This is a genomic window from Stenotrophomonas sp. 2694 (genome assembly GCF_040548715.1).
Classification (GTDB): domain Bacteria; phylum Pseudomonadota; class Gammaproteobacteria; order Xanthomonadales; family Xanthomonadaceae; genus Stenotrophomonas; species Stenotrophomonas indicatrix.
The window spans coordinates 129,867-147,506 of sequence record NZ_JBEPSG010000007.1; the positions used below are offsets into that span (position 1 = coordinate 129,867).

Sequence of the window (17,640 nt, forward strand, 5' to 3'; positions counted from 1 at the left end):
CGATGGAAATCTCCCTGGCCGGCAACCGTACCGGCGAATTCCTGCTGTCCGAAGCGGGCGGCGAGCGCAGCCGCGAACTGATCCGTCTGCCGGCCGGGCAGGGCGTGCTGTCCGCTGGCACCCTGCTCAAGGCAGACAACACCGTCGCTGCCAACGGCACCGACGCAGTGAAGGTGCTGTACGGCCCGGTCGACACTGGTACCGAATCTGCGGCGCTGGCCGTCAAGGGCGCGGCGATCGCGCGCGACGCCGAAGTGTTCGGCGAAAAGTTGGTATGGGCCAGCGGCGTCACCGCCGATCAGAAGCTCCTGGCCGCGTTGAGCCTGGCCGAGTCCGGCATCATCACCCGCTGGACCCAGCAGCCGATTGCGTCGAACGCCGCCGATCACCTGGTGTTCGTGTCCGCACCACTGACCGGCACCGCCGGTGTTGCGCTGGGCCCAATCGTGGCGCACGTCAAGGACGTATTCGGCGCCTTGGTCACCGGCAGCACCGTCAGCGCCACCCTGGCCAAGGCCAGCGGCACCGGCAACCTCGCAGGCGGTGGTGCGAAGGCAGCCGTGGGCGGCGTCATCACCTGGGATGCCGCGACGCTGAGCGCCGCCGGTGACTACACCCTCAAGGTGACCGCAACCGACCTGGACGAAGCCATCAGCGACACCATCACCATCGCCGCTGCCGGCGGCTGACCGCTGAACAGCGTCCCTTTCACCCGTTGACCCTTGGCCCCGCTTCGACGGGGCCTTTTCGTATCCCCTTTCGAGAGAGAAATCACCATGGATCTGCAGACCCTTCTGGCGCTGGGCGTTCTGAGCTTCGACGCCCTGAACGCCTACATCAACAATCTGCCGCGCATCTCCACGCGGCTGGCCGACATGCGCCTTTTCCAGGAAGAGGGCCTGGTCGGCACCACCATCGTCAAGGTGGGTGTCAATGGCACCAAGCTGGTGCTGGTCCCGAACGCCCCGCGCGGCGCGCCCGGCCAGCCCAAAGGACTGGAGCGTGGCAAGGTGAAGCTGCTGGAAACCACCCACCTGCCGCAGAACTCGACGGTCATGGCTGACCAGCTGCTGGGCGTGTATGACCCGGCCGACCCGGAAGGCAACAACGTTGCCGCGGTGGTCAACGCGCTGCAGGCGGTGCACAAGCGCGACCTGGACTTCACCATCGAATACCACCGCATGGGCGCGCTGCAGGGCAAGCTGCTCGATGCCGACGGTTCGGTGATCATCGACTTCTACGAAGAATTCGGGGTCGACCAGACCGTCATCGGCATGGAGCTGAACAAGGACGCCACCAAGGTCCGCGCCAAGTGCATGGCCATCAAGCGCGCGATCGAGGAAAAGCTGGGTGGCATCCCGTACACCGGCATCCATGTGTTCTGCAGCGCCGGCTTCTTCGACGCCCTGACCGACCACCCCGACGTGCAGAAGGCCTACGAGCGCTGGCAGGACGGTGCCGCGCTGCGCGATGACGTCCGCAAGGGCTTCGTGTTCGGCGATATCACCTTCGAAGAGCTGCAGGGCAACACCGGTGGCGATCTGGCCCTGGACGACGGCGAAGCCATCGCGTTCCCGCTGGGTGTGCCGGACATGTTCCTGACCCGCTTTGCGCCGGCGGACTACCTGGAAACGGTGCGCGGCATCGGCCTGCCGTACTACACCAAGACCGCCCCGATGCGCATGAACAAGGGCATCCAACTGGAAAGCCAGTCCAACCCGCTCAACCTCAACACCCGACCGGACGCGGTGATCCGCCTGAAGGCCGGCGCGAAGTAAGCCAGCAGTGCCTGGCCCGCTGCGGCGGGCCGGGCAGGAGGGTGTATGGCCCAGATCAGAATCGGGGTGGACCCCGACAACGTGTTCCGGAGACAACTCACGGAGCTTGAGCAGTCGCAGTTGCCGTTCGCCGCCTCGCAGGCCGCCAACAAGGTGGCCTACGAGATCCGCGAACGGTGGAAGCGGCAAGCGCCCCGCGTGTTCGATCGCCCCACGCCGCTGACCACGAATGCGGCGATGTACCGGAAGGCCACCAAGGCCCAGCCGTATGCCGAGATCTACATCCGCGACGAAGCCTTCAAGGGCACGCCGCCGGCGAAGTACCTGCTGGCAGAAGTCGAGGGTGGCCAACGTCGCCGGAAAGGATTCGAGCGGCTGCTGCAGAGCCGAGGTCTGCTGTCACCGACCCAGTTCGCAGTGATGGGGCGGGGCGCCCAGGCCAACCAGTTCGGCAACGTGCCGGCCGGGCAGGTGACGAAGATCCTGTCCCAGCTGGGGGCGCAGCGGGACCGCTACCAGAACCAAACCGACGTAAGCAAACAGCGTCGGCGTCGTCGAAAGGGCAACCGGGACGGCGAGTACTTCGTGATCACCAGGCGACGCGGCGCACTGCGGCCTGGCATCTACGAGCGCATCGGCCGCGGCTCCGGTGTCCGCTCGATCTTCATCTTCACTAACACAGCCGGCTACAGCCCGCGCTACGACATCTTCGGCATGGCCGAGGACACCTGGAAGCGGTTGATGCCGTTCTTCCTGAAGCGTGAGCTGGAGAAGGCCATGGAAACCGCGAGGCCCTTGCCTTGAACCAGAGAGCATTCATGCAGGCCTTCGACGCAGTCGCGTTCGGTGCCTTCCGTGCCGCCGGCGTGGCCGACGCCGCTCACTATCTGGCCCCGGGCGCAGATGCGGAGGTTCCGTGCACGGTGATGCTGGACGAGGCCGTTGAGCAGTTCACAGCGGACGACGTGGCACCGATCGCCACCACCATTGATCGGATCACCCTGCAGCTGGCCGAGGTTTCCCCGCGAACTGGCGGCGTGGTGCGCATTGATGGCACCGGTCGTCGGCTGAAGCTGGTTCAGAAGATCCGTGCCGATGAGTCGACGGCGGTGTGGGAGGTGGCCAGTGCCTGATGCCATTTCCAGCCCGCGTCGCCAGCTGTTGCTGGCGATGGGCAAAACGCTGCAGCTGATCAGTACAGAGAACGGCTACCTGACCGATGCCGGCGCCGGCTGGACGCTCGAGCCCGCCCCGGGCGACCAGGACACCCAGGCGGTGCTGACTGCTGTCATCGAGAAACAGCAGCGGGCGGAGACGCCGTCAAAGGTCAACACGCATCGGCTGACCACAGTGAGCGTCATCGCCAAGGTCCCCGCCGACACGGATGGCTACCAGCGGAAGCTGGACGACCTGGTCACCGACGTCGAGGCGGCCATGGACAGCCGCGAGACAGCGCGCAACTTCCCCGATGGCATCCAGGTGCCGGTCTACGTCGGCATGGAACCGCTGATGCCGGACAAGGCCAGCGCCGGATGGGTCGGCGTCCTGATTACCTACCAGACCCACATCCCCAAGAAATGACCCGCCGCTCAGCGGCAACCCAACTGGAGAGCCATCATGGCCGAAGATTACAGCTACCTGGGCAGCGGCATCGTCCTGATCCGCAAGTGGGGCAGCAACGAACCGTTCCTCGAAGTGGGTAACGTGTCCGCGTTCACCGTCGCGCCGCAGACCAACACCATCGAACTGGCCGACTACCAGAACCCGGGTGGCGGCACGGCGAACCGTGTCGATCGCGTGACCGGCTACAACCTCAATTACACCTTCCACGACTTCAATCCGGAGAACTTTGCACGTGCCACGCGCGGCAAGGCCAGCTCCATCGCCGCAGCAAGCGTGGCCGACGAACCTGCCGTCGCGGTAAAGGGCTCGTTCGTGCCCCTGCAGCACCTTGCCAGCAGCATCACCACGGTGGAAAACATCGCCGGCACCACCGAGTTCGAAGAGGGCAAGGACTTCCGATTCGAGCGCGGCATGCTGTTCATCCCGGCAGACTCGACGATCCCGGCTTCCGTCGGAGGTGCAGCCAACATCCATGTGACGTATCAACACGGTGATCTGGGGCATGTGGAAGCGGCTGTGACCGCACAGGCCTTCTACGAAATGCAGTTCTACGGCGCCAACGAGGCGCGTGGCGGCAAGCTGGTGCGCTTGGTGGCGCACAAGGTCACCGGTGGCGTCATCGAGAGCATGGGCCTGATCGGCAATGAATTCGGTGCTGGCAGCGTTCCGGGCGCTCTGCTGAAGGACTCTTCCAAGGTAACGGGCCCGGACAAATCCGCCTACTTCGCCTGGCAGCAGGAGAAGTAAGCCGTGACCGACGAAGACGTCATTACCCCGCCAACCCGTACGGTTACCTTCCGTGGCGAGATGCTGGTGGTGGGGCCGCTGCGGCTGCAGCAGGTTGGCCCGTTCATCACCGCCAGCCGCACCATCATCGCCCGAGTGGCGATGATGGCCGGCGCGGTCGAGGCGGCGGAGCCGGCTGCCATCGGCGCAATCATGCTCGATCTGCTCGAGCAGGACGGCGCAGAGATCGCTGCTGCCCTGGCTGTGGCAGTCGACAGGGAAGCAGGCTGGATCGCCGCCGGCACCTTGGACGAAGTGGCCGATCTGCTGGAGGCCGTTGTGGGATTGAACCGGGATTTTTTTGCCCGCCGGCTGCAGCGCCTGCTGCTGATGGCCAAGCCGTCGGCGGCAGAGAGTACGGCCTCCCCGACCTAGTCCAGTACCTGATCGCGCACGGGCATTCTCGGCGCGACGTCCTGACATACACCTTGGCGCAGCTGCGGGCCTTCACCGCAGCCGCCGCCCAAGACGACCGCGATCGCATCGCCGAGTTCGCTGTGGCCACCCGCATGGCTATGGCTGCACCAGCAGCCGATTGGCAGATGTATCTGGCCGCACTGCGTGGCCACGCCCCCGTGGGGCAGACACAAGGGAAGATGACCCATGGCTGAGCCTTCAGCGAATCTCCGTGTTCGCATCAGTGCGGACCTGGCCGACATCAGGCAGGGGCTGGGCGTGCTCACCCGTCAATTGCGCGAAGTGCGCAGCGAGGCGGCCAGGCCATTGCCGGCGAAGAACGGCATAACCGACCTCGGTGTGTCTGCGGGCCAGACGGCGCAGGCCATGCGTCAGCTGCCGGCCCAGTTCACCGACATCTTCACCAGCCTGCAGGGCGGCATGCCCTTCTTCACGGTGCTGGTGCAGCAGGGCGGGCAGATCAAGGACAGCTTCGGCGGTGTCGAGCCGGCATTGAAGGGAGTGTCGTCCGCGGTGCTGGGAATGGTCACCCCGGTGACGGTGTCGGCCGCCGCTGTTGGGCTGCTGGTCTACGCCTGGTACGACGCCGAGAAGCAGGCCCAGGCCTACACGAAGGCGCTGGTGCTGTCGCGCAATGAGGCCGCCGCCACAACCCTCACCCTGGTGTCGCTCGCGCAACGGACCAGCGATGCGCTCAACGTCACTGCCGGTGCCGGTGCCGAGGTGGCCCAGGCCGTTGGTGCGAATGGCCGGATTGCTGCGCAGAACATGCAGGCAGTGGCTGCCGCGGCAGTTGCGATGAAGGAAGTCACCGGGCAAGCGATCGAGGATACGGTCGCCCTGTATGGGAAGCTTGCTGAAGATCCGATCAAGAACTCCCAGAAGCTCAACGAGCAGGTCAACTTCATGACCGTTGCTCTCTACGAGCAGGTCAAAGCGCTGCAGGAGCAGGGCCGCAACCAGGATGCTGTAACGGTGATCACCCGTGCGGCGGCCGATGAGACCGTCATGGCGCTTGCCCGGGTCCGTGCAAGCCAGAATCCGGTGATCCGCGGCTTCAAGGACCTGTGGGCGGAGGCGACGAAGGCGTGGTCTGCGATGCAGGCCAACGTCGGCCTCGGGCCTGCTGCGGCGCAGATGCAGCAGCTGGTCGCGGAGAACCAGCGAGAGCTGGCGAAGCTGAACGATCTGGCTTCGGGAAACCAGCGGGGACTGCCCTTGGCCAGGAATCCCATCGCGCTGGCGGCGATGGAGAAGTCCATCAAGGACCGCTCGGAGAAGATCAAAGTTTTGGCCGCTGATCTGATCAAAGAGCGAAAAGATGCAGAGGTCAAAGCTGCGCAGACCGCGTCCACCGAGTTCGTCTCCGAGATGGACGCCATCATCGATGCGCAGGCCAGCAAGGAATCGAAGAAGCGGCAGGAAGTCGAACGGATCAATGGCGAAGCTGCGGCTGCACGGCGAAAGGCCCAGGCTTCTGGGCTCGTCCAAGAGGTCGAGGAAATCGAACAGCGTCGTGCAGCCGCCGTCGCGGCCATCGAAAAGAAGTACCGCGAAAAGCCGACCGCAGGCACCGGTGCAGCATCAAGGTCAGCGGGACTGCAGGGATACAAGGACGACTTGGTAGCCGAACAGGCACAGATCACTGCCGGAACCCAGATGCTGAGGGCCCAGTATTCCGCCCGTGAGATCACCGCCGCCGAGTATTACAGCCGCATGCGTGATCTTCTGCAGCAGAGTACCGATGCACAGTCCCGGTCGCTCCAGCAACAGATCGAGTTCTTGCAGAAGCAGGGCGTCAGCGGCAAGGATGCCATCAACGTGAACCGGCAGATTGGTGAGCTCGAGGCCCGGTTGGCAAAGCTGCGAATTGAGGGCGCCAGTGCGCTGGAAGTGCTGAAGAAGGAGGAAGAATCGGCAGCAAAGGCGCGTGAGAACGCGGTCAAAGCCTACGCCAGCGCTCTGGACGCCAGCAACGAAGCGTTACACCGGCAGCTGACGACCCAAGCCCAGCGTGTGGGGATGGGTGATCGCGAGTACGAAGTACAGCAGCGTATCAACGAGGCAATCGCCGATGAGGCGGACAAACTTCGGGAGCTGAGCCTGCAGCGGAACGCGGACCAGATTGACCAGGTGACGTTCGAAGAAGAGCGGGCATTGCTCCACGCCAAGACACTTGATCGGCTGCAGATCATCAAGAACGGATATGAAGAACTCCGCCAGGCCGAGGGCAACTGGTTGGCTGGTGCCAGCGCTGCATGGGCGAATTACCAGCAGCAGGCTGGCAACGCCGCTCAGCAGATGGGAGGCGTCGTCAACACCGTCATCGGGAGCTTCGAAGATGCCTGGGTGCAGTTCACGACGACGGGCAAAGCCAGCTTCTCTGACATGACGAAGGCCATCCTTGCCGATCTGGCCAGGATCGCAGCACGCCAGGCCATCATGGGCATCGTGAACGCGGTGGCCAGCGCCTGGGGTGGCGGTGGCGTCTCTGCCGCTGGCAATCAGGCCGTCAACGCCGGCACCAGCAGCATCAACAACCAGCTGTTCCAGAACATGAAGCTGGGCGGCGGCTATTCCACCGGTGGCTACACGGGCGATGGTGGCGTGAGCGAGCCAGCAGGCGTCGTGCACAAGGGCGAGGTGGTGTGGTCACAGAAGGACGTCGCGCGCGCCGGTGGCGTCGACGTGGTCGAAGCAATGCGCAAGGGCCTGAAGGGGTACGACACCGGCGGCGCAGTCAGCACTTCCACAGCGGGCGCTGGGCGAGCAGGTGGGCTGATTATCCAGGGAAACCTGAACATCAACACCACCGAGCAGGAAAGCGACCAGCCAGAGGTCACCGACAAGCAGATCCGGGACAGCTTCACCGGCGCGATCAACGAGTGGGCGGTCAAGAACCTGCGGCCTGGTGGGCTCCTCTACGGGGCGGGATATCGAACATGAAAGAGACCTTCGTCTGGTGCGTGTATAGCGCGCCGCCGAGCGTGGAATACGAGGCTGTCACCCGTGCAGTCACGTTCGGGGATGGCTATTCACAGGAAGCGCCCGACGGCATCAACAACGAAAGGCAGATATGGAACCTCGAGCTCTGGGGCCACCGAGAACTGGATCAGATGGGCGCAGCAAAGGCATTTCTGCGCTTACGGCGGCGGCAAGGCGAGTCCTTTCTCTGGACGCCGCCCGGTGAGCTCCAAGAGCTCTACCGCTGTACGAAGCTGACCGCAGTGGACGAGCTTGAAGGCTACCTGCGCATCAGCTGCACCTTTGAACAAACGTTCCAGCCGTAAGGAAAGGCCATGGCACGACAGATCATTGATACGGACACCCAAAACCCCGGTTGGATCGGCGACATTGCCAAGATTGCCTTCACGAAGACCAACGAGAACTTCAAAGAGATCTACGATGAACTGGGTGATGGCGGAAGCATTAGCGCGCGGATCCAAGGCAAGAATCTTCTCATCAATGGAAGCATCAGCGTCTTTCAAAGAGGGAATGCTGGCAATGTCACAAATACTGAGACGTTTACGGTAGATCGGTGGAGTTTCGCGTCCTTGGGTTCCGCGTCATCTAATTGGGGGGTGGGCAGTTTCAATGAGCCGCTTCCCGCCGAGAACGCGCCCCGGAACTACTTGGGCGCCAATGTGGTGGCCGGTGTTACGAGCTCATGGATTCGGCAGAAGATCGAAAATGTGTTTGTCTGTTCGGGAGGGAAAGTCACTCTGTCCTTCTGGATGCGTGCCAATGCCGCAGGCAAAAAGGTAGGCGTTCGCCTAATCCAGGATTTTGGTGCGGGTGGGTCTTCACCAATTACGGTATATGGTGATGTTTTCACCTTGGATACAGTATTCAAAAGATACACGTGCACGTTCGATTTGCCGTCAGTTGCTGGTAAGACGATAGGCCAAAATGACAACCTTCAGGTTGTCTTCGATTTCGCGGCCGCCACTGGTCACGGTAATCAATTGGTAGGACAGACGGGGTTGTTCGAAACCACGATGATACAGCTCGAACGTGGTGCTACAGTCACGTCATTTGAGTACCGTAGCCGAGCATCAGAACTGGTGCTGTGCCGGCGATATTGCCGCTACGGATTTGTTTCTTCCCGGCAAGCTAGCGGGCCCGTCAGTAATACGGGCGCGGGCTTATTCGTGGCGCATGAGATGCGGACAACACCTGCAGTGACGTTCAGCAACACGACATATGCGTATGGGTGTTCTGGTATCGGCGCGAGTGCCACAACTCGTTACGGGGTTGAAATTTTCGTGACCGTTACGGGGTCCTACGCATTCTCCACCAACTACCTGTTTGATGCGGAGCTTTGAACATGTACCGCAGGACTGAAAACCCTGATGTGATCGTGAATATTGAAACAAATACCACCATTCCTCGTGGTCATTGGATGTGGCCGACTGAGTGGTTGCAAATCAACGAGCCATTACCGTTTGAGCCTGTCGGCCCTGCTCCTCACAGCCCGGAACACTATCGTGCGATCCGCGATGCAGCATTCACATGGATGCGCGGTGTCGTGGCTGTTCGCGGCTACGACAGCATTGAAACGTGCGTGGGTTACTTCAACAGCAGCGTAGAGCGCTATCGCCTCGAAGCGAGGGCGATGGTGGCATGGCGCGATGACGTGAATCAGGCACTGGAACGCCTGGTGCTGAGCCCGCCCGAAGGTGTTGAGACGTGGGATCAGGTCCGTGCGCTTTTGCCGCAGCCAACAGCTTACGCCTGGCCAGCTACGGTCGAGCTGCCGCTGGATGCTGGTGAGTCCGCCCCAGCGGTGGTGATGTCATGATCACCGCCGATGCCCAGCAACTCGAGCCAGGTGGCCGGGTCACTCTGTACGAACTGGATGCAAGTAGCTTCGGGGCGGACCAGCTGTTCTTTCACCAGCACCTGCAGTCAGGAGTGATCTGGTGGCAGGGCCAGGAGTACGGGGCATGGCCTATCAAAACTGAGGGATTCGCTCGGACCGGCGATCAGCCGCCGACGCCCAAGCTTGGCGTCAGCAACATCGACGGCCGTATCTCCGCCTTGTGCCTAGCCTTCGACGACCTGGTCGGGGCCAGGGTGATACGCCGGCAGACGCTGGTGAAGTATCTGGACGCCGCCAATTTCCCGGATGGAAACCCGACGGCCGACCCTGATGAGCACTTTCAAGACGAGGTGTGGTTCATCGAGCGCAAGACTTCCGAGGACAAGGAAACGGTCGAGTTTGAGCTGACCACCGCCATCGACCTCAACGGGGAGCAGCTTCCCGGCCGACAGATCATTGCCGGGGTTTGTGGGTGGCTGATCCGGGGCGGCTACCGTGGCCCCTACTGCGGATACACCGGGCCTCCAGTCGCCGACGCCAACGACATCCCTACGGATGACCCCGCCCGTGACCAGTGCAGCGGTCTGGTTCGCGGCTGCAAGCTTCGCTTCGGTGCCGACAGGGAGCTTCCGTATGGCGGCTTCCCGGCAGCAGGCCTGCTGCGCACCTGACGATCTGCAATTTCCCGCTGCACCCGCAGCGCTACCCAGGCCCGCACAGCGCGCGCCTTTTTCTATGGGCGACACCCATGCAGCAAAGCACCCTGCAGGCCATCCAGGCGCACGCCGTGGCCGACTACCCCCGCGAGTGCTGCGGACTGATTGTGGCTACGGCCGGCGGTGAGGCCTACGTTGCCTGCCGCAATGTCGCGACGACCCCCAGCGAGCACTTCATTCTGCCCGCCGAAGACTATGCGGCGGCCGAGGACCAAGGTGTGGTCTTGGCACTGGTGCACAGCCATCCCAACGCGGCAGCCAAGCCCTCCGATGCCGACCGAGTCATCTGCGAGCAGAGCGGCCTTACCTGGCACATCGTCAGTGTTGGCCAGGTCACCGGTGAAGCCCCCGAGTGCGGTGACCTGCAGTCCATCAGTCCCTGCGGCTATGTGGCGCCGCTTGTGGGCCGCCAGTTCGCCCACGGCATCCTCGACTGCTACACCTTGGTGCGCGACTTCCACGCACGGGAGCTCGGCATCCACCTCAACCAGTACGAACGAGAGGACGACTGGTGGGAGAAGGGGCAGGATCTTTACAGCTTGGATCGGCTGCGGGCGGAGGGGTTCGAGCAGATCGAGGGCGAGCCTCGCCGCGGAGACATGATCCTGATGCAGATCCGCTCCACCGTACCGAACCACGCCGGCATCCACCTGGGTGATGGCCAGATGCTGCATCACCTGCACGGCCGGCTGTCGGAAGTCGTCCCCTATGGCGGAATGTGGACCGAGCGCACCCGCTACATCGTTCGCCACAAGGAGGCACGTCATGGGTGAGCGCATGCGCACCGTTCGGCTATATGGGCAGCTGGGGAGCCGGTTCGGGCGCAGGTTCCGCTTGGCCGTGAACAGCCCGGCGGAGGCCGTCCGCGCGCTGTGCGCGATCGTGCCGGGCTTCCAGCAGTATCTGGCCCGTGCGAAGGAGCAGGGTATGGCGTTTGCCGTGTTCATCGGCAAACAGAACATCACGAAGGACCAGCTGCAGGATCCTCCTGGCTCTGAGGACATTCGCATCGCACCGGTGATGCTCGGTAGCAAGCGCGGCGGCGTGCTGAACATCATCCTCGGCGTGGTGCTGATCGTTGTGGGCGCCTATACCAGCAACGTCAATCTGATGGTTCAGGGCGCTGTGATGGTGATCGGCGGCGTTGCGCAGATGCTTGGCCCGCAGCCGAAGGGACTTGGCTCGCAGGACAACGTCGACAACAGGCCGAGCTACAGCATGAACGGCACGGTCAACACGCAAGCCCAAGGTAATCCTGTGCCGGTGCCCTACGGCGGGCACGACACCAAGGGCATGCTGGTGGGCTCTGCCGTGATCAGTGGTGGCATTCAGGCGGAGGACCAACTGTGACCCTTTCAACTGTAAACGTACCGCTGGCCCATGGCGTGGGACAGGCCACCCGCCTGGCCGGCGCCGGCGGCAAGAGCGGATCCAATGCCCGTACGCCTGTTGAGATGCCGGACAGCCTTCACTCGATGGCAGTGGCGCGCATCGTGGACCTGGTGGGCGAGGGCGAGATCCGTGGGCTGGTAGCTGGCAACCAGTCGATCTACCTCAACCAGGTGCCCGTCCAGAATCCCGACGGTACGCTCAACTTCTCCGGCGTCACCGTGGAGACCCGATCTGGCGCGCAGGACCAGTCGTACATCCCCGGATTCCCTTCGGTCGAGAATGAGGTTGCTGTCAATGTCGAGCTTCGCGGCGGCGAGCCGGTAGTTCGCACTGTCAGCGGCCCGGACTTGTCCGCCGTTCGCATCCGGCTGGCCGTGCCCGCGTTGCAGGAGGTGGATGGCGAGAACGGGGACCGGAAAGGCTACTCGATCACCTACGCGGTGGACCTGGCCGTTGACGGCGGTGCCTTCACTACGGTGCTGACCGAGGCCATCACCGGCAAGACGACCTCCCAGTATGAGCGCAGCCGTCGAATTGACCTGCCAGCGGGGTCGCAGTGGCAAGTGCGCATCCGGCGCATCACGCCGAACCGAAACAACTCGCTGATCTCGGACACGGTGAACGTGCTTTCGATCACCGAGATCATCGACGTGAAACTTCGCTACCCGAACTGCGCCTTGGCAGCAGTGCAGGTTGATGCCAGCGCGTTTCAGAGCATCCCGTCGCGCTCCTACCGCATCTGGGGTCGCATAGTTCGCGTGCCGGCAAACTATGACCCAATCAGCCGGATCTACTCGACCAGCGGGCCAGGCACCACCAACGGCGCCTGGGACGGAACGTTCAAGTCGGCATGGACGAACAATCCGGCCTGGGCGTTCTTCGACATCGTGACCAACGATCGCTTCGGCTTGGGCAACCGCATCCCGCTGGACTGGGTGGACAAGTGGCGGCTGTATCAGATCGCCCAGTACTGCGATCAGCTGGTGAGCGATGGCCTCGGCGGGCGTGAGCCTCGATTCACCTGCAGTCTCTACTTGCAGAGCAGGGCGGATGCGTATCGCGTGCTGCAGGATATGGCCAGCATGTTCCGCGGCATCAGCTTCTATGCGGCGGGGCAGGTCATGGCCTCGGCCGACATGCCGAAGGATCCGAGCGCCACCTTCAGCCAGGCCAACGTTGTCGGTGGCCGGTTTCGTTATGAGGGTAGCGGCCGCAAAGCTCGGCATACGGTTGCACTGGTGTCGTGGACCGATCCTGACGACTTCGGTCGGCAGAAGGTCGAGCCGGTGCAGCACCGCGAAGGCGTCGCTCGCTACGGCGTCAACCAGACTGAGGTAACGGCGATCGGCTGCCATTCGCGTGCGCAGGCCCAGCGTGTCGGCAACCACATTCTCTACACCGAGAACCTCGAAACCGAGACGGTGAGCTTCGCGGTAGGTATGGATGCGTTGAACTGCATGCCGGGTGATGTGATCCAGGTTGCGGACCCGAATCGCTCAGGCCGGCGCAACGGTGGTCGCGTGCGCACCGCTGGTGCCGAAAGCCTGACACTCGACCGCATCCCAGATGAAATGGCCCTTGGCGATGTGCTGCATGCGACCCTTCCCAGCGGGAAGATTGAAGGCAGGACCATCACCGGCGTGGACCGCGCCAGCGGTGTAGTGACCGTCGCGGCCCCGTGGTCGGCCATTCCCGTGGCCCAGTCGATCTGGGCGACCGAGTCCAGCGAGCTGGCGCTGCAGCTGTTCCGCGTTGTCGGCGTGGCCGAGGGCGAGGATCTGACCTACAACATCACGGGCCTGAAGCACGTCCCTGGGAAGTATGGGGCGATCGATGACGGTACGCGCCTGGAGCTGCCACCCATCAGCATCATCCCGCCCAGCGTGCAGCCGCCGCCGACCAATGTGGCCCTGTCGTCGCACGTGATGATTGACCAGGGCATCGCCACGCCCACGCTGACCATCCAGTGGGACGCGGCAGACAAGGCTATCGCCTATGACGTGGAATGGCAGCGTGACGACCTGAACTGGGTGCGGGCGGGGCGGGTGGGCACGACAAGCATCGATGTGCCGGGCATCTACGCCGGCCAGTATCTCGCGCGGGTGCGCGCGGTGAATGCCCTGAATGCGGTGTCGATCCCAGCGACGAGCATGCTTACCGACATCCGCGGCAAGACCGAACCGCCGCCGGCAGTCACGTCGCTGACAACGACACCAATCGTGTTCGGAATCCAGCTGGCATGGGCGTTTCCGCCGGGCGCTACCGACACGCAGCGCACGGAGATCTGGCGCAGCACCGGGCCGGATCGCGAAACGGCGGTAAAGCTCGGTGACTACGCCTACCCTCAGAATCGACTGCAGCTGGACGGCCTGGCTGCAGGTGCGCGCTTCTACTTCTGGGCACGCCTGGTGGACAGGACGGGCAACATCGGCCCGTGGTATCCGACGGGTGCGGGCGTGATGGGGGAGGCGAGTACTGATGCGACCCTCTATGACGTCTACTTCTCCGGGCTGATCAACAAGAGCGCACTGGGACAGGAGCTTCTGACGGAGATTGAAAGCATCGGCGGAATTGTGCCGTTGATCTGGGCTGCTGATGCCACCTACGAGCCGGGCCAGACCGTCATTCACAACGGGAAGATCTGGAGCTGGCAGGGAACCGGGCCGGGCAATGAGGAGCCACCAAGCTCAAAGTGGCTGAACGTGGGTGATGCCGTCGCACAGGCCGGCGCGGTGGTGGGCCGAGTTGACTCGCTTGAACTGGCCGTCAACGATCCAGAGACCGGCCTGCAGGCCGTGGGGCGCAAGACCGATGGCCTTTTCGCGCAGCTGGATACCCAAGGCGCGGGTGATGGCGATTGGGGGGCTGGCAACACGAACGTGTTTGCGGGCAGCACCTCCGTGCAGACGGTCATGGCTGAGGCAGATCGGTCGCTGGCCAAGCGCGTGGATACCGTCGAGGCAACGGTTGGTGATATCGACCTCGGCGGCGTCCAGGCATCGGTGCAGCAGACCAGCCAAGCCATTGTCGACCTCAATGGAAGGATCAGCGCGACCTATACGGTCAAGGCGCAGATCACCAGCGCTGGTCAGATCTACATGGCGGGCATGGGCCTTGGCGTCGAGCAGCAGCCAGATGGCAGCTACCAGAGCCAGATCCTGATGCAGGCCGACCGGTTTGGCGTCATCAACGTGGTGAACGGGAATGTCACCGCGCCGTTCGTCATCCAAGGCGGGCAGACCTTCATCAACCAGGCGTTGATCGGAACGGCGTGGATCACCAACGCCAATATAGCCGACGCGGCGATCACCAACGCGAAGATCAGCGGCGTGATTCAATCCGATGACTATGTGCAGGGGCAGACCGGCTGGCGGATCAACAAGAGCGCCGGTGGTGGTTTCGAGTTCAATGGAACAGTGGCCGGTGGCTACAGGCTCAACGTCACCAACCAAGGCGTCTACGTCTATTACCCCAACGGCGTCCCCGCCGTGGAGCTTGGAGTCTTGCTGTAATGGCTGATGTCGGACTACGGGTGAGAAACGAAAACGGCTACGTGGAGTCCTCGGTCACCACCAAATTGTCGAAGATGATCGGGTCGTACACGTTCCCGCTCTACAACCCGGTGAACTCCAACAACAAATGGGTCGCTCCGCCCGAGGCAAATGGGGGCCTGGTCGTCAACGACTTCTTGGGCGGGGAGCCCTTCTACTACTTCACGTGCGAAGGGCAGAGATCGGCGTACGGGATGCTGGTCCCATCAGTGACGATATCGGGCAACAGCATCACCTGGAACTGGGAACCTGACGTGGTGAACTACCACGTCAGGATGGAGATGTTTCCAAGTCAGCCGACCACGAGCACTGTCGGCGGCATCACGCTGCACTATGGGGTATACAGCTAATGGCTGTAGGTCTGCGCGTACGCAATCAGGGCACCGGGCAGATCCAGATCGGGCTCGGGTATCGGAACCTCCAGCTGGCCAAGTCGGGGACGCTCAACACTGGCACTTTCTCCGGCAGCGCGACCGGCGGCTCTCCACCGTTTGGGTCATGGTCTCCGAGTGGTGTGCTGGCATCAACGAACGGTACGACCAACCTCCACGTCTGCCGTTACATCAATGATGCTATGTCGACCAACACAGGATTCACCCTGGTCCAGAGCAAGGTTACGTGTGGCGTGTACGCCTCGAGCGCGGCACCGAACAAGGTGCTCGAGTACTACACGTTCAGTGCCGCCGAGCGCGCAGCGGCCGGCCCGGTCGGACTGCGCATGCGCGGCGAGGACGGCACGGTGTTCTACGACTCAAGGCGAAAGGGACTTCGTGTTCTCCAGGTGGTGCCTGTGCCAACAGTGCCAGGTCCACCCGTTGAAATAGGGCAGTTCTTTCCGGGCACGAAGATCGGAATTGCAATCCCTTCACCGCGGTTCTACTACAACTCGGTATCGCAGGACCGATGCACCATGACGGCCGACTATTTCCACATGACCAGTGACAACCGGATCTTCGTTTCGAGATTGCAGGTTGCCCAACAAACGCTGATCACCAACACCTTCCCGGTTGGCGGCGTAACGATGGGGCCTCAGAACGCGTCGATCTTCATCGTAGACCTGACCGAGGTGCCGCTGGGGTTCGGCTGACGGCAGGTCCATTACGCCGCGACAACGCCACGTGCGGCTAGATTGCGGTCATGTGCTATGCCGCTTCCTTTTAAAGGTTTTTTGAGGACTGCTGGCTCTCGTATGCGTGGTGGCGGATAGAAGAAGGTCGCCCGGTGCCACGCAAGCCCTAGGCGACCTAGATTGGTTTCTAGAATCAGCGATTAGCGATCAGCCGAATCCGCAGTCCACAAAGCTGTCATCGAATGTTTGGCAGTGGCTGATGCCATTCACCGTGGAGCAGGCATTCCCGGTTCTGGGGTGGACGGAACATTCCCCTCCCCCGAACCCACCGCCGCCCACGCCAGGCCCGCCCCCATCCCCCATGCCGCCCCCACCACCGCCCCCGCCGTCGCCTTCATCGATGGGTTGAGGAAGCTCGCCTTGCCGCACGGTTTGACCTTCGCCTACCCAGTTTCCTTCGAAATTTTCATGATAGACAGTGCAATGGGTTGGGTTGCAGATCTGGTAGGTCGTTCCCGTCGCCCATGCGAATAGCGGTACGTAGTCAATCGGAGCGCGCGAACGTTTTAGTGTCTCTAGTGTTCTTGCGTCCGGAACCGGCGAAGCTACGGCGCAATCAGTACAAAGGTATGGGCCGCGTTCGAAAGCAAGAGTACTAGCTGCAAGTGCTAGGCCTCCGGCGACAACTAGAATGAATACCGCCTTCCTTCGAGGAATTCTGAATGAGGATCTATCGGCAGCACGAATCATGTATTTGATTTCCTTTTCTTAGAGCCATTGATAGTTGTTGTGCGCTCAGTGCCTTGTCCAAAGTGCTTACTTGCAAAGCTGGGACGATCGAAGGATCAGCCAGTCGAACGGCTTCGAAATATGCTCGGCTTGTGACCAGGTCGCCGTCGACAAGCACCCCAGCGTGGTAGGCATTCCCAAGTTGTAGCAGCGCATCTACGTTTCCTTGGGATGCCATCTCTTGCAGATAGCCAGTGGCTTTCTGCTTGTACTCCTTGGTGCGATCCGGATCTCGGAGGAGCTCAGCGGGTCCGCCAAGAGCTGACTCGGAGTCGGCTGAATACAGGAGACGTGCTCCAATGTTCCCCTGTTCGGCAGCAAGGGATAGCCATTTGCTGGAACTTGCTTCAGTCTCTGCCGACATATCCATGCAGGCCTTGGCGACATCGGCAGCTACGCCTAAATTCGCTCCTCGGGATGCGCGTCGAGTTACGTCGGCGCACTGGTTGAGCTTTAGAAATATTCCATAGGAGGCTGTGGCATCACCGGCGAGGGCCTGCGGCGAAAGCTCTGCAATTACTTGGTCCACAGTGCCACTCGGTATCGGGCCAAAGTCTTCAACTGCAAAGGCTTTTCCGGATAGTTGTCTGATCCGGATCGCTCTGTTGGCCGGCGAGCTTGGCGCCGAGGTTGTCGTAGCAGAGCGGGGGATGGCCGCGTCTCCCGACGAGCGTTGCACTCGATGGCTTGCGGAATC

Annotated in this window: 18 protein-coding genes; 17 read left to right on the forward strand and 1 reads right to left on the reverse strand. The window is 62.4% G+C overall.

Going from position 1 to position 17,640, the window contains the following annotated elements; translation table 11 throughout:
- Positions 1–2: 2 nt before the first annotated feature.
- The 17 genes from ABIA73_RS11025 to ABIA73_RS11105 all read left to right on the forward strand — a co-directional run bounded on the left by ABIA73_RS11025 (position 3) and on the right by ABIA73_RS11105 (position 16,172).
- Positions 3–689 carry a head decoration protein gene (locus ABIA73_RS11025; RefSeq protein WP_197597180.1) on the forward strand — a complete coding sequence of 229 codons (687 nt, stop codon included), beginning with the start codon at positions 3–5 and terminating at the stop codon, positions 687–689.
- Positions 690–776: 87 nt separating this feature from the next.
- On the forward strand, positions 777–1,778 hold the full coding sequence (locus ABIA73_RS11030; protein ID WP_354275790.1) for a major capsid protein: 1,002 nt from the start codon (positions 777–779) through the stop codon (positions 1,776–1,778).
- 45 nt (positions 1,779–1,823) lie between these two features.
- Positions 1,824–2,582 carry a hypothetical protein gene (locus ABIA73_RS11035; protein WP_354275791.1) on the forward strand — a complete coding sequence of 253 codons (759 nt, stop codon included), beginning with the start codon at positions 1,824–1,826 and terminating at the stop codon, positions 2,580–2,582.
- A gap of 14 nt (positions 2,583–2,596) precedes the next feature.
- Positions 2,597–2,911 carry a head-tail joining protein gene (locus ABIA73_RS11040; RefSeq protein WP_354275792.1) on the forward strand — a complete coding sequence of 105 codons (315 nt, stop codon included), beginning with the start codon at positions 2,597–2,599 and terminating at the stop codon, positions 2,909–2,911.
- 37 nt (positions 2,912–2,948) lie between these two features.
- Entirely contained in the window at positions 2,949–3,359 is a 411-nt protein-coding gene (locus ABIA73_RS11045; protein WP_197597224.1) for a hypothetical protein, read from the forward strand.
- 36 nt (positions 3,360–3,395) lie between these two features.
- The gene (locus tag ABIA73_RS11050; protein WP_354275793.1) at positions 3,396–4,148 is read left to right on the forward strand and encodes a phage tail tube protein; all 753 of its coding nucleotides are present in this window, start codon (positions 3,396–3,398) and stop codon (positions 4,146–4,148) included.
- A gap of 3 nt (positions 4,149–4,151) precedes the next feature.
- Positions 4,152–4,562: a DUF6631 family protein gene (locus tag ABIA73_RS11055; RefSeq protein ID WP_197597176.1), complete on the forward strand. Its 411-nt coding sequence runs from the start codon at positions 4,152–4,154 to the stop codon at positions 4,560–4,562.
- 228 nt (positions 4,563–4,790) lie between these two features.
- On the forward strand, positions 4,791–7,550 hold the full coding sequence (locus tag ABIA73_RS11060; protein ID WP_354275794.1) for a phage tail tape measure protein: 2,760 nt from the start codon (positions 4,791–4,793) through the stop codon (positions 7,548–7,550).
- The gene (locus ABIA73_RS11065) at positions 7,547–7,894 is read left to right on the forward strand and encodes a phage tail protein (RefSeq protein WP_354275795.1); all 348 of its coding nucleotides are present in this window, start codon (positions 7,547–7,549) and stop codon (positions 7,892–7,894) included. Before ABIA73_RS11060 ends, ABIA73_RS11065 begins: the two co-directional genes overlap by 4 nt.
- 9 nt (positions 7,895–7,903) lie before the next feature.
- Entirely contained in the window at positions 7,904–8,929 is a 1,026-nt protein-coding gene (locus tag ABIA73_RS11070; protein WP_354275796.1) for a hypothetical protein, read from the forward strand.
- 2 nt (positions 8,930–8,931) lie between these two features.
- A complete protein-coding gene (locus tag ABIA73_RS11075; RefSeq protein ID WP_354275797.1) occupies positions 8,932–9,405 on the forward strand; it encodes a hypothetical protein in 474 nt (157 codons plus the stop codon).
- Complete coding sequence (locus tag ABIA73_RS11080) at positions 9,402–10,097, forward strand: phage minor tail protein L (protein ID WP_354275798.1); 696 nt, start codon at positions 9,402–9,404, stop codon at positions 10,095–10,097. Before ABIA73_RS11075 ends, ABIA73_RS11080 begins: the two co-directional genes overlap by 4 nt.
- Positions 10,098–10,174: 77 nt before the next feature.
- The gene (locus ABIA73_RS11085; protein ID WP_354275799.1) at positions 10,175–10,915 is read left to right on the forward strand and encodes a C40 family peptidase; all 741 of its coding nucleotides are present in this window, start codon (positions 10,175–10,177) and stop codon (positions 10,913–10,915) included.
- Entirely contained in the window at positions 10,908–11,492 is a 585-nt protein-coding gene (locus ABIA73_RS11090; RefSeq protein ID WP_197597169.1) for a tail assembly protein, read from the forward strand. The genes ABIA73_RS11085 and ABIA73_RS11090 overlap by 8 nt, the downstream gene beginning before the upstream one ends.
- Positions 11,489–15,046, forward strand: coding sequence for a TipJ family phage tail tip protein (locus tag ABIA73_RS11095; protein WP_354275800.1), 3,558 nt, complete (start codon positions 11,489–11,491; stop codon positions 15,044–15,046). Before ABIA73_RS11090 ends, ABIA73_RS11095 begins: the two co-directional genes overlap by 4 nt.
- A complete protein-coding gene (locus tag ABIA73_RS11100; protein ID WP_301866077.1) occupies positions 15,046–15,435 on the forward strand; it encodes a hypothetical protein in 390 nt (129 codons plus the stop codon). Before ABIA73_RS11095 ends, ABIA73_RS11100 begins: the two co-directional genes overlap by 1 nt.
- Positions 15,435–16,172, forward strand: coding sequence for a hypothetical protein (locus ABIA73_RS11105; protein ID WP_301866079.1), 738 nt, complete (start codon positions 15,435–15,437; stop codon positions 16,170–16,172). The genes ABIA73_RS11100 and ABIA73_RS11105 overlap by 1 nt, the downstream gene beginning before the upstream one ends.
- 712 nt (positions 16,173–16,884) lie before the next feature.
- Here ABIA73_RS11105 and ABIA73_RS11110 read toward each other — a convergent pair.
- Entirely contained in the window at positions 16,885–17,472 is a 588-nt protein-coding gene (locus tag ABIA73_RS11110) for an SEL1-like repeat protein (RefSeq protein ID WP_354275801.1), read from the reverse strand.
- Between the last annotated feature and the right edge of the window lie 168 nt (positions 17,473–17,640).